The sequence below is a fragment of the Caballeronia sp. genome, from assembly GCF_028292365.1.
Lineage (GTDB): Bacteria > Pseudomonadota > Gammaproteobacteria > Burkholderiales > Burkholderiaceae > Caballeronia.
On sequence record NZ_JAQGMM010000432.1, the window covers coordinates 1 to 12,183 of the forward strand.

The 12,183-nt window shown below is 60.4% G+C and carries 10 protein-coding genes and 1 pseudogene; 8 read left to right on the top strand and 3 right to left on the bottom strand.

Features of this window, described 5'->3' with window-relative positions; translation table 11 throughout:
- Positions 1–170: pseudogene (locus tag JWR14_RS25705) on the bottom strand (aromatic ring-hydroxylating dioxygenase subunit alpha); the annotation flags it as partial.
- 256 nt (positions 171–426) lie between these two features.
- Here JWR14_RS25705 and JWR14_RS25710 point away from each other — a divergent pair.
- The 4 genes from JWR14_RS25710 (at position 427) to folE2 (ending at position 4,577) form a co-directional block, all read left to right on the top strand.
- Positions 427–738 (top strand): exodeoxyribonuclease VII small subunit, encoded by a 312-nt coding sequence (locus tag JWR14_RS25710; RefSeq protein WP_299714024.1) that lies wholly within the window; start codon positions 427–429, stop codon positions 736–738.
- Positions 735–1,619, top strand: coding sequence for a polyprenyl synthetase family protein (locus JWR14_RS25715; RefSeq protein ID WP_299714027.1), 885 nt, complete (start codon positions 735–737; stop codon positions 1,617–1,619). Before JWR14_RS25710 ends, JWR14_RS25715 begins: the two co-directional genes overlap by 4 nt.
- Positions 1,620–1,734: 115 nt before the next feature.
- Positions 1,735–3,648 carry a 1-deoxy-D-xylulose-5-phosphate synthase gene (gene dxs / locus JWR14_RS25720; protein WP_299714030.1) on the top strand — a complete coding sequence of 638 codons (1,914 nt, stop codon included), beginning with the start codon at positions 1,735–1,737 and terminating at the stop codon, positions 3,646–3,648.
- 119 nt (positions 3,649–3,767) lie between these two features.
- Positions 3,768–4,577 (top strand): GTP cyclohydrolase FolE2, encoded by an 810-nt coding sequence (gene folE2, locus JWR14_RS25725; protein WP_299714033.1) that lies wholly within the window; start codon positions 3,768–3,770, stop codon positions 4,575–4,577.
- 49 nt (positions 4,578–4,626) lie between these two features.
- Here folE2 and tsaD read toward each other — a convergent pair whose 3' ends face one another.
- A complete protein-coding gene (gene tsaD / locus JWR14_RS25730; protein WP_299714036.1) occupies positions 4,627–5,655 on the bottom strand; it encodes a tRNA (adenosine(37)-N6)-threonylcarbamoyltransferase complex transferase subunit TsaD in 1,029 nt (342 codons plus the stop codon).
- A gap of 159 nt (positions 5,656–5,814) precedes the next feature.
- On the opposite strand from tsaD, the gene JWR14_RS25735 reads away from it, so the two are divergent.
- From JWR14_RS25735 to dnaG, 3 genes are all read left to right on the top strand, one after another.
- Positions 5,815–7,026: an NAD(P)/FAD-dependent oxidoreductase gene (locus JWR14_RS25735; RefSeq protein WP_299714039.1), complete on the top strand. Its 1,212-nt coding sequence runs from the start codon at positions 5,815–5,817 to the stop codon at positions 7,024–7,026.
- Positions 7,027–7,426: 400 nt separating this feature from the next.
- A complete protein-coding gene (locus JWR14_RS25740) occupies positions 7,427–7,873 on the top strand; it encodes a GatB/YqeY domain-containing protein (RefSeq protein WP_299714042.1) in 447 nt (148 codons plus the stop codon).
- A gap of 82 nt (positions 7,874–7,955) precedes the next feature.
- A complete protein-coding gene (gene dnaG / locus JWR14_RS25745; RefSeq protein WP_299714045.1) occupies positions 7,956–9,851 on the top strand; it encodes a DNA primase in 1,896 nt (631 codons plus the stop codon).
- Positions 9,852–9,877: 26 nt separating this feature from the next.
- Here dnaG and JWR14_RS25750 read toward each other — a convergent pair whose 3' ends face one another.
- Positions 9,878–10,054, bottom strand: coding sequence for a hypothetical protein (locus JWR14_RS25750; RefSeq protein WP_299714048.1), 177 nt, complete (start codon positions 10,052–10,054; stop codon positions 9,878–9,880).
- A 166-nt stretch (positions 10,055–10,220) separates the two neighbouring features.
- On the opposite strand from JWR14_RS25750, the gene rpoD reads away from it, so the two are divergent.
- On the top strand, positions 10,221–12,183 hold a 1,963-nt coding region (rpoD, locus tag JWR14_RS25755), incomplete at its 3' end, for an RNA polymerase sigma factor RpoD (RefSeq protein ID WP_299714051.1).

Genomic DNA, 12,183 nt, shown 5'->3' on the forward strand with positions numbered 1-12,183 from the left:
GGACCGCGTTTGAACAGCGTGTCGATTTCGCGCTTGAGAAGCGCTTCGTCAAAGTAAGCCGTGACTGGCAACTGACTGTGAATGGCGTTCAGTTGCAATGCATTGCTCAGATTGGACATTCCCACTCCCGTGAAGACGTGAAAGCAGTGAACAACCCAACCATCGAAAATTCGATTTAGGGAGCCCGCGATTATACCGAAAACCCCCTGGATGGGGCACTTGAGCCCTTGATTTGGGTCAATTCCCAGTGAGGAGTTCCGCACAATTGCGCACGCTAGCGCCCTTTTTCCACTTTTTCAGAGATAGGCAGAAATGGGCCGAGACAGGCCATGGGCATGGTTGAGAGCACGGTGAAGGTCGGAAAAGCCGCTTTTGCCGTAGAATGTCCGACTTGTTTCCCAAAATCCGACATTACACCCACGATTCATGGCGAAGACCGCAACGCAGGAAGGCTCGGCTAGCGCGGAAAACGCGCCGCTCCCGGACGATTACGAAACGGCGCTGGCCGAACTGGAGGGGCTCGTGGCGCGCATGGAGGGCGGCGCGCTGAGCCTTGAGGAATCGCTAGCGGCTTACCGGCGCGGCGCCGCGCTCGTAGGCTTTTGCCAGCAGCAACTAGAGAAGGTCGAGCAGCAAGTTCGCGTGCTCGACGGCGACACACTAAAACCGCTGCCCGCCGAGGTCCAGCGCGCCACTCAGGGCGCCGGCACAACGGCAGATAACGGGGACGACTTATGACTTTCGATCAATGGATGCGCGCGAGTCTTGACCGCGTGGAAACGGCGCTGGAGCATTATTTGCCGGGAACGGACGTGGCCCCCGCCAAATTGCATGAAGCCATGCGCTACGCGGTGCTCGGCGGCGGCAAGCGGGTTCGCCCGTTGTTGTGCCACGCAGCCGGTGAACTGACCGGCGCGGGTTCGCAGCAACTGGAAGCCGCGAGCGCGGCGCTCGAGATGATTCATGTGTATTCGCTGGTGCATGACGATATGCCGGCCATGGACGACGACGCCCTGCGTCGCGGAAAACCAACGGTACACGTGCAATATGACGAAGCGACGGCATTATTGGTGGGTGACGCTTTGCAATCGCAAGCTTTCGTTGCGCTAACGGCGGACAACGGCCTGAGTGCGGCGCAGCAGGCGTCGCTGACGCGCGAACTGGCGCTGGCGAGCGGCTCGGTCGGTATGGCCGGCGGCCAGGCAATCGACCTGGAAAGCGTGGGCCGCAAGCTGTCGCGCCTGGAACTTGAAACCATGCATCGCAAGAAAACAGGTGCATTGCTGCGCGCGGCCGTGCGAATGGGCGCACTCTGTGGCGAAGCGCCGGACGCAGCGGCCATGAACGCGCTGGACGCCTACGCCGCCGCGGTCGGACTTGCTTTTCAGGTCGTGGATGACATTCTCGACGTCACCGCCGACTCCGCCACGCTGGGCAAAACGGCGGGTAAGGACGCGAAGGATGACAAGCCGACCTACGTGTCGATCATCGGACTCGATGCATCGCGCGAACTGGCGGCGCAACTGGGCCGCGATGCGCACGCCGCGCTCGCGCCTTTCGGCCCGCGTGCCGGTCGGCTCGGGGAATTGGCTGACCTGGTTGTGAACCGGGTGCACTGAAACATACGATAAAACGCGGGACCGGCGGGCGTGCCTTTGCACATTACGCATGCTGCGTAGCTAGCGCCGGGCAATAACCGAACGGCTTCCGCCAGTTTTCCTAAATGGGACGACGATGTACGACTTGCTGAAAACCATCGACGATCCGGCCGCCTTGCGCGCCCTGGACCGCCACGAACTAAAACCGCTGGCCGAAGAGTTGCGTGCCTACGTGCTCGACAGCGTGTCGCAGACGGGCGGGCATTTGTCGTCGAATCTGGGAACGGTCGAACTGACGATCGCGCTCCATTACGTCTTCGATACCCCCCACGACCGCATTGTCTGGGACGTCGGTCACCAGACTTATCCGCACAAGATCCTGACCGGCCGTCGCGACCAGATGAAGACGCTGCGCCAGGCCGGCGGCATTTCCGGCTTCCCGCGCCGTAGCGAATCGAAATACGACACCTTCGGCACCGCGCATTCCAGCACGTCGATTTCGGCGGCGCTCGGGATGGCGATCGCCAGCAAGCTGCAGGGCGACAACCGCTATTCCATCGCCGTGATTGGCGACGGCGCGATGACCGCCGGCATGGCGTTCGAGGCCATGAACAATGCAGGCGTGGCCGATGACGTGCCGCTGCTCGTGATCCTGAACGACAACGATATGTCGATCTCGCCACCGGTCGGCGCGCTGAATCGCCATCTGGCGCGCTTGATGTCGGGGCGTTTCTACGCGGCAGCGCGTGCTGGTGTGGAGCGCGTGCTGCGCGTGGCTCCTCCCATGCTGGACCTCGCTCGCAAGCTCGAGGAACACGCGAAAGGCATGATTGTCCCGGCCACGTTGTTCGAGGAATTCGGCTTTAACTACATTGGTCCGATTGATGGCCATGATCTTGAATCGCTGATTCCGACGCTGCAAAACATCAAGGAATTGCGCGGCCCGCAGTTCCTGCATGTCGTGACGAAGAAAGGGCAGGGTTACAAGCTTGCCGAAGCCGATCCGGTCCTCTATCACGGTCCCGGCAAGTTCAATCCGGCGGAAGGCATCAAGCCGTCGACGGCGCCATCGAAGAAGACTTACACGCAAGTATTTGGCGAATGGCTGTGCGACGCTGCCGAGCAGGATTCGCGAGTGGTCGGCATTACGCCAGCCATGCGTGAAGGCTCGGGCATGGTGGAGTTCGAAAAGCGTTTCCCGGATCGTTATTTCGATGTGGGTATCGCGGAACAACACGCTGTGACGTTCGCCGGCGGTCTCGCCGCCGACGGCATGCGCCCGGTTGTCGCGATCTATTCCACCTTCTTGCAGCGTGCCTACGACCAGTTGATTCATGACGTCGCGTTGCAGAACCTGCCGGTGGTATTCGCTATCGATCGCGCCGGTCTGGTAGGCGCGGATGGCGCAACGCACGCTGGTAATTACGATCTCGCGTTCCTGCGCTGCATCCCGAACATGACGGTGATGGCGGCGTCGGACGAAGACGAATGTCGTCAGATGCTGTACACGGCGTTGCAGCAGCCCAATCCGTCGGCCGTACGTTATCCGCGCGGTGCTGGCACGGGCGTGAAGATCGTCAAGAAGATGACCGCGATTCCGCTCGGCAAGGGCGAAATCCGCCGCGAGTCCACGCAGAAAGTGGGCTCCGGCAAGCGCATCGCGATCCTTGCGTTCGGCACCATGGTCGCCCCCGCGCTGGCGGCGGCCGAGGAACTGGACGCTACCGTCGCGAACATGCGTTTCGTAAAGCCGATCGACGCCGAATTGCTGCGTGAACTCGCCGCCACCCACGACGCGCTCGTGACCGTGGAAGAAGGCGCGATCATGGGCGGCGCGGGCTCGGCATGCGTGGAAAGCCTGTTGGCGAGCTCGGTCATCAAGCCGGTGCTGCAACTGGGCCTGCCCGATGTATTCATCGATCACGGCGATCCGGTCAAGCTGCTTGTATCGTGCGGACTGGATGGTGCTGGCATTGCCAAGTCGATTCGCGAGCGCTTGCTCAATAGCGTCGAAGCCGATGCCGGCAAGCTGACGAAACGTGTCGCCTGATTGAAGAATGTGGTGTGAGGACGGGCGTCGGGGACGCCTGTCTGGTTTTACCCGTGCGCGTCAAGGTTCTCGCGACGAGATTCACGCCACGCGAATCACGCCACGGACAAGGAAAAAGAATGAATCAGATGAATCCCGCTTTTGCGATGCCCGATATCCAGAGTTCGCTCGACATCCGGCAAATCCCAATCCAGCGCGTGGGCGTAAAGGCAGTCCGATATCCGCTGACCATCCGGACTTCCAACGGCGAATTGCAGCCGGGCGTTGGCGTCTGGAATCTCGACGTCCATCTTCCCGCCGATCAAAAAGGCACGCACATGTCGCGTTTCGTCGCTTTACTCGACGAACATCGCGCGCCGCTTGATCAGACCGCATTCCGCATCATGCTCACGTCGATGCTGGCAAAGCTTGAGGCGCATTCTGGGCGTATTGAAGTTTCGTTTCCGTACTTCGTCATGAAGACGGCTCCCGTGTCAGGCGTGCAAAGCCTGATGGATTACGAGGTTACGTTGACCGGTGAGGTGCGTGGTGGCGAGACGCGAATCTCACTGAAAGTGCTAGTGCCGGTGACCAGCCTGTGCCCGTGCTCGAAGCAGATTTCGCAGTACGGCGCGCATAACCAGCGCTCGCATGTGACTATCGCGGCGGAGTTCGACGGTGATGTCGCGATCGAGGATTTGATCCGGATCGCGGAAGAAGAGGCGTCGTGCGAGTTGTGGGGTTTGCTTAAGCGGCCTGACGAGAAGTTCGTGACTGAGCGTGCTTACGAGAATCCGAAATTCGTTGAAGACCTGGTTCGCGATGTCGCCACGCGGCTGAACGCAGACGAACGAATTGTGGCCTATGTGCTGGAAGCTGAGAATTTCGAGTCGATCCACAATCACAGCGCGTATGCCGTGATCGAGCATGACAAGCGGGTTTCAGCCTAGCTGTTTGACGGGCTGTGGCGGGCATGACGCATTACGGTCATGGCGCTACTTACGCCGCCGCCAACGACGTCAAATCCCACCGAGGCTTCACCGTAAACGCATAATCGCGCACGGCTTGATCGGGCCAGCGCGCGAGACGCAATGCGCCGGCGAGGGCGATCATCGCGCCGTTATCGGTACAGAGCGACAAATCCGGATAATGCACTTCGAAGCGACGCTTTTTCGCGGCGGCGGACAACGCCTCGCGCAATTGCCGGTTCGCGCCCACTCCGCCCGCCACGACCAGCCGGTTCAAGCCCGTCTGCTTTAACGCCGCAATGGACTTCGTGGTCAGCACATCGACGGCCGCATCGACAAAACCCCGCGCCAGATCCGCTTTCGATTGCTCGCAGACGTTCGTGCCAAGTTTGCGGTTGTGCGTGAGCACTGCGGTTTTTAACCCGCTGAAGCTGAAATCCAGATCGCCGGAATGCAACATCGGGCGCGGCAGTTTCACTGCACCAGATGTGCCGAATTCGGCAAGACGTGAGACTTCCGGGCCGCCCGGATAACCGAGGCCCAGCAGTTTTGCGGTTTTATCGAAGGCTTCGCCGGCGGCGTCATCGAGCGTTTCACCGAGCGTTTCATACTCGCCAACATCCGTCACCCGCATCAATTGCGTATGGCCGCCCGACACCAACAACGCGACGAACGGAAATGGCGGCGGCTCGCTCACCAGCAGCGGCGACAGCAGATGCCCTTCCAGATGATGAATCCCGACAGTCGGCAAGTCCCACGCCATGGCCAGCGCATTGGCAATGCTCGCACCCACCAGCAGCGCACCGGCGAGGCCGGGGCCCTGCGTGAACGCAATAGCGTCGATATCCGTTGGCACCGTCCCGGCTTCCGCCATGACTTGCTCGAGGAGAGGCAATGCCCGGCGGATATGGTCGCGGGAAGCCAGTTCCGGCACGACACCGCCATATTCCCGATGCATGGCGATTTGCGAATGCAGCGCGTGCGAAAGCAGGCCGCGCTCGGTGTCGTAGAGCGCAAGGCCTGTTTCGTCGCAGGAACTTTCGATGCCAAGAACAAGCATGGGGCGGAGGTGTTTGGAGGTAACAGATAAGTATAGCAGTGGGCGGGTTTCAGCTCGTTGGCCCGACAGCGTTGTTCCTGTTGCACAAGTGATGACCTGCCGTGCTCGCAGCCCAACCCCGCCTCGAACCTGATCACACCACCCGTTACAATGCGCGCCATGGAAACCTACGATATCGCAGTCATCGGCGCGGGCGCGGCGGGCATGATGTGCGCCGCGGTAGCCGCGCAAAACGGCCGCCGGGTGGTCCTGATCGATCATGCCGAACGGCTCGCGGAAAAAATCCGCATCTCAGGCGGCGGCCGCTGCAACTTCACGAATATCAACGCTGGACCGGCCAACTTTCTCTCGGCAAATCCCCATTTTTGCCGCTCTGCGCTTGCTCGCTACACACCACAGGATTTTCTCGCGCTGCTCAAGCGCCATCGCGTGGCTTGGCATGAGAAACACAAGGGCCAGCTTTTCTGCGATGACTCCAGCGAATCGATCATCCAGTTGCTGAAAAGCGAATGCGACGCAGGCGGCGTGACGTGGCGCCGGCCTGTCACCGTCGATACGATTCGCCACGACGGCGCTCGTTTTTTCCTCGACAGCAACGCCGGCACGATCTCAAGCGCAGCACTCGTCGTAGCAACCGGCGGCCTGTCGATCCCGAAAATTGGTGCGACGGATTTTGCGTACCGCCTGGCGAAGCAATTCGGCCACAAGCTCATCGATACCCGTCCTGCCCTCGTCCCGTTGACCTTTGCTCCTGCAGACTGGGAGCCGTTCGCGGCGTTATCCGGGTTGTCCGTGCCCGTGGAACTCAGCGCGGGCGCAGGCCGCGGCCGTGGGGAATTCAGCGAGGACCTGCTGCTCACTCACCGCGGGTTATCGGGCCCGGGCGTGCTGCAGATATCGAGCTATTGGAACCCGTCGGAGCCGATCTGCATCGACTTGCTGCCCGGCGTCGATGCCACCAGCGAATTGATCGCGGCCAAGCGGGAATCGCGCAAGCAAGTCGGCACGTTTCTCGCCGAACGCGTGCCGGCACGGCTCGCGCAAACCTGGCTCGACGTGCAGCGCGTTGCCGCCGACGCTCGCCTCGCCGATCTCCCCGACAAAACGCTGCGCCAGATCGGCGAATCGCTGTCGCGCTGGACGCTCACGCCGAACGGCACGGAAGGGTATCGGAAGGCCGAGGTCACGCGCGGCGGCGTGGACACCCGCGAGCTTTCATCCACGACCATGATGAGTTCGCGCGTCGCGGGTTTATATTTCATCGGCGAGGCGGTCGATGTCACTGGCTGGCTCGGTGGGTACAACTTCCAGTGGGCCTGGGCGTCGGGCGTAGCGGCGGGCAAAGCGGCGGCCGAACTGGTCCGGGTGTAAAACCGCAAAGGCATGACCAGCATGGCTTTCACCCGTAAAAGCAGGTATCCGTGTAACACGGCTTCCCCTGGAAAATGATGGTTTCGACCTGCTATACTGCTTCGTTCGTAGCGGCAATTTGCACGCAATTTGCACGAATAGGCACGAGCGGGCGCGAGCGCAAAATGAGTGAAAACCGGGCGGTGATCCATGAAGACAGGAAGACGATCCCTGCCACGAGCGGCCACTCGATCTGTCTCGGGACCCCGTCTCAGTGTCGTTTTGGCCGGCTTCAAATGTACCCCAATCACCCCGTTCATGATCCCGCTTGAGGAAACGTCCCAAGCGGGTTTTTGCTTTAGCGCCATGAACGGCTGACGTCCGCATTCTTTCAACACAGCACCCGCAGAGTTCCTAAGCGATGAGCCTCAAAGACCAGATCACCGACGACATGAAAACCGCGATGCGCGCCCGCGAAACCGAACGCCTCGGCACCATCCGGCTGCTGCTCGCGGCAATCAAGCAACGCGAGGTCGACGAGCGCGTGACGCTGGACGACGCAGCCATCACGGGCGTCATCGACAAAATGATCAAGCAGCGCAAGGACTCGATCAGCCAGTTCCAGACCGCCGGACGCGACGACCTGGTGGCGAAGGAGCAAGCCGAACTGGTCGTTCTGGCGGCCTACATGCCCGAGCAGCTCTCCGATGAAGCCATCAACGCCGAGATCCAGGCGGCCGTGGCGGCAACCGGCGCGGCCGGACCGCAGGACATGGGCAAGGTCATGGGCGTACTGAAACCGAAGCTGGCGGGCCGCGCGGACATGACGGCGGTGTCGGGTCTGGTCAAAGCGGCGCTTGCCAAATAAGCTTGGCTAAGTTTGGCTTAAGAGAAATGAGAAACAAACCTGGCTTAAGTGCTCAAAAAGTCTGACCCAGAAAACTCACTAAGTGATTCCGCATTCGTTTCTTCAGGACTTGCTGAACCGCGTCGATATCGTCGACGTGGTGGGCAAGTTCGTCCAGTTGAAGAAGGGCGGCGCGAACTTCATGGGCTTGTGCCCGTTCCATAACGAGAAGAGCCCGTCGTTCACGGTCAGCCCGACGAAGCAGTTTTATCACTGCTTCGGCTGCGGCGCGCACGGCACGGCGATCAGCTTTCTCATGGAGCACAGCGGGCTCACGTTCCCCGAAGCCGTTAACGAACTCGCCCAGTCGTGCGGCCTGACCGTGCCGCAGGAACCGTCAATGCGCGGCGGCGGTGGATCGGGCGGCGGCGTGGGCAGCGAAGGTTACGTGCCCGCGCCGAGCAAAGCCGTCAGTGTCGCGTTGACCGAAGTCATGCAGACCGCTTGCGAGTTCTATCGCAAGCAGTTGCGCGGGGCGCCCAACGCTATCGAATACCTGAAAAAGCGCGGCCTGACGGGCGAAATCGCGTTGCGTTTCGGGCTCGGCTACGCGCCCGACGGCTGGCAGAGCCTCGAAGCGGCATTCCCTGACTACAAGAACGACAATCTGGTGGAAGCGGGTCTCGTGATCGTCAGCGAGAAAAGTGACAACCAGGGCCAGTCTCGCCGATACGACCGCTTCCGCGAACGCGTCATGTTTCCCATCAGGAACGTGAAGGGCAACGTTATCGGTTTTGGCGGGCGCGTGCTCGGCGGCGGCGAGCCGAAGTATCTGAATTCGCCGGAAACGCCGTTATTTAGCAAAGGCAGCGAGTTATACGGCCTTTTCGAGGCGCGGCTGGCTATTCGCGAACTCGGATACGCGTTGGTCGTCGAAGGGTATATGGACGTCGTCGCGTTGGCGCAGTTGGGTTTTGCGAACGCCGTTGCCACGCTCGGCACGGCTTGCACGCCCATCCACGTCCAGAAGCTGTTTCGTCAGACAGATACCGTGGTGTTCAGTTTCGATGGCGATTCGGCTGGCCGCCGCGCCGCGCGCCGAGCGCTGGACGCCTGTTTGCCGCACGCCGCCGACAACCGCACGATCCGCTTCCTGTTCCTGCCGAAGGAGCATGACCCGGACAGCTACGTGCGTGAATTCGGCACTGACGGTTTCGGCGAACAGGTCGATCGCGCGATGCCGCTGTCGCAATTCCTGCTGAACGAAGTCCTTAACGACAAGGAACTCGACCAGCCGGAAGGCCGTGCCAAGGCGCTTTTCGACGCCAAGCCGCTGCTCCAGGCGTTACCGGCGAACGCGTTGCGCGTGCAGATCCTGCACATGCTGGCCGATCGGCTGAATACACCGTTTGGTGAAATCGCGGCATTGTGTGACATCGATTCGCGAGCAGCGGCCGTTGCCAGGGCGGCGTTGCCGAAGAGCGAGCGGCGTCGCGTAAAGGGCCATGAACAGCGCGCGCTGCGCAACCTGGTGATGTACCCGGGCATCTACGCCACGCTCGATCACGAAAGCGAGCAGACGCTGGTCACCATGACCGAGCACGGCGAATTGTTTAGTGAAGTGATCGGACACGCGCGGGAACTAGGGGAAACGGCGGAGTTCCAGATGCTGTCGGATCTACTGCGCAACGCTGCCAATGCCCCGACTTACGAGGATATCTTCCAGGAAATTCTCGCCTATGATGAAAATGTACGGGACCTGTTGATGCGCGACCCGGCCGACGAAGGCGCCAACGAACGTGTACAGGAGCAGAAAAAGCTGCTCGCGGAAGAGTTGCATGCGACGGTTGTCAAGTTGCGTCACGACAGCTATAGGAATCGGCTGGATCAACTGGCGCAGCAATCGAGCTTGACTGCGGAAGAAATTGCCGAATTTTCGGATTTATCGGCTAAAGCTGCTCAAATAAAGGCCTTGCGCGGGGTGAGCCGGGACATTTAAGACACGCATGCTACAATTAAAGGTTTTCAGCAAGTTGTTTTTTTGACTTTTGTGCTCATTTGCGAAAGAGGTGAGACACGCATGGTTAAGACTGCTAGCGGGAAGAAAACGACGGTACGCGGCTCGAGCGAGTCGAAACGGGCAGTGGCCCACAGCCGATCAGTTCCTTCCCCCGGAGTGTCGAAGACCAGGGCGATCGCCATTCCGTCTCCTCCATCGGGTGCAAGCAAAAAGAGCTCGGTTGCAGCGGCAGTGAGTAGAGGGTCGACAGGGTCTGAAGGGTCCGCCAGAACGGCGAAAGCTGCGGCGAAAGCCGTGAGGCCGGCGGGCAAGAAGACGCTGGGTCAGCCAAAGGATCAGGTTGGTCTGATGGCGGGTGAGACTGGCAGGAGTGGCAAGGCCGGAAATTCGGCCGGCAAGCAAGCGAGTGCAACGGAAGCGGCTGCTAATGCGGGCCGGAAACGCAACACGAAGCAGGGGTCGAAGCTGGCTCGCGTGCGCGTCGTGAAGCGGGGACCGGCGCAGGACTCGGGGCGACGCACTGCCAAGGGGTCGCGGGACAAGGCAGCGCGCGCATATTCTGTATCCACGGTTCCATCGGCTGTCGTCCAGCAGCCGCGAGTCGAGACTAATGCCGGTACGGCGAACTCCATGACGAAAAAGCTGAACGAAGTACCCGTCGATGACGACGCAACGCAAAACGCGCAAAACGTGCAGGCCGACCCGGCCGCGGACTCGGCTGCGGAGGCTGTAGCCGCGCCGCCGGTCAAGGTCGAAAAGGTCAAGGCGCGTGACCGGCGTGCGAAGGAAAAAGCGCTGTTAAAGGACGCGTTCGCCTCGAGCGCGCCCGGTACAGTCGAAGAGCTTGAGGAGCGGCGAGCGAAGCTGCGCGCGCTGATCAAGCTCGGCAAGGAACGCGGCTTCCTGACCTACGCGGAAATCAACGACCACCTGCCCGATAACTTCACGGAAACGGAAGCTATTGAAGGGATCATCAGCACGTTCAACGACATGGGCGTGGCGGTCTACGAGCAAGCGCCCGACGCAGAAACGCTGCTGCTCAACGACAACGCGCCGGCGGCCTCATCGGACGATGAAGTTGAAGAGGAAGCTGAAGTCGCGCTTTCCACTGTCGACTCTGAATTCGGCCGCACGACCGACCCGGTGCGCATGTACATGCGTGAAATGGGTACGGTCGAACTGCTGACGCGCGAAGGCGAAATCGAGATCGCGAAGCGGATTGAAGACGGCCTCAAGCACATGGTCATGGCCATTTCTGCTTGCCCGACGACCATCGCTGACATCCTGGCCATGGCCGAGCGTGTGCAGAACGAAGAAACGCGCGTGGATGAACTGGTCGACGGCTTGATTGACCCGAACGCCGCGGATGCCGACGGTTTCTCCGAGCAGGAAGCGGAAGCTATCGAAAGCGAAGAGGAAGAAGAGGAAGAGCCAAACGAGGACGAGGAAGAAGTTGACGAAACCACCGCTCAGGCCAATGCCAACGCCGCTCAACTGGAAGCGCTCAAGCGCGCGTCGCTTGAGAAGTTCTCGCTGATCAGCGAGTGGTTCGACAAGATGCGTCGCGCGTATGAGAAGGAAGGTTATAAGTCGAAGGCTTATCTGAAGGCGCAGGAAGCTATTCAGAGTGAGCTGATGACCATCCGCTTCACCGCGCGGACCGTCGAGCGCCTGTGCGACACGCTGCGCGCGCAAGTGGACGAAGTGCGTCAGGTGGAACGTCAGATCCTGCATACCGTCGTCGATAAATGCGGTATGCCGCGCGCTGAATTTATCGCCCGGTTTCCGGGTAGTGAAACGGATCTGGAGTGGTCGGAAAAGGTCGTTGCCGAGAACCACGGTTATAGCGTGATCCTGGCGCGTAACGTTCCGGCGATTCGCGAACAGCAGCAGCGTTTGCTCGACTTGCAGGCGCGGGTTGTGTTGCCGCTGAAGGACTTGAAAGAAACGAATCGTCAAATGGCTGCGGGTGAGCTGAAGGCGCGTCAGGCGAAGCGCGAAATGACGGAAGCGAACTTGCGTCTCGTGATTTCGATTGCCAAGAAGTACACGAACCGCGGTCTGCAATTCCTGGATCTGATCCAGGAAGGCAACATCGGTTTGATGAAGGCGGTGGACAAGTTCGAATATCGGCGTGGTTACAAGTTCTCTACGTACGCCACGTGGTGGATTCGTCAGGCTATCACGCGGTCGATTGCGGACCAGGCGCGGACCATCCGGATTCCGGTTCACATGATCGAAACGATCAACAAGATGAACCGTATTTCACGGCAGATCCTGCAGGAAACCGGGCTTGAGCCGGATCCGGCAA

Coding starts and splice junctions, on each gene's coding strand:
- JWR14_RS25710 (WP_299714024.1), top strand. CDS start 427: ATGGCGAAGACCGCAACGCAGGAAGGCTCGGCTAGCGCGGAAAACGCG.
- JWR14_RS25715 (WP_299714027.1), top strand. CDS start 735: ATGACTTTCGATCAATGGATGCGCGCGAGTCTTGACCGCGTGGAAACG.
- dxs (WP_299714030.1), top strand. CDS start 1,735: ATGTACGACTTGCTGAAAACCATCGACGATCCGGCCGCCTTGCGCGCC.
- folE2 (WP_299714033.1), top strand. CDS start 3,768: ATGAATCAGATGAATCCCGCTTTTGCGATGCCCGATATCCAGAGTTCG.
- tsaD (WP_299714036.1), bottom strand. CDS start 5,655: ATGCTTGTTCTTGGCATCGAAAGTTCCTGCGACGAAACAGGCCTTGCG.
- JWR14_RS25735 (WP_299714039.1), top strand. CDS start 5,815: ATGGAAACCTACGATATCGCAGTCATCGGCGCGGGCGCGGCGGGCATG.
- JWR14_RS25740 (WP_299714042.1), top strand. CDS start 7,427: ATGAGCCTCAAAGACCAGATCACCGACGACATGAAAACCGCGATGCGC.
- JWR14_RS25750 (WP_299714048.1), bottom strand. CDS start 10,054: ATGGCGATCGCCCTGGTCTTCGACACTCCGGGGGAAGGAACTGATCGG.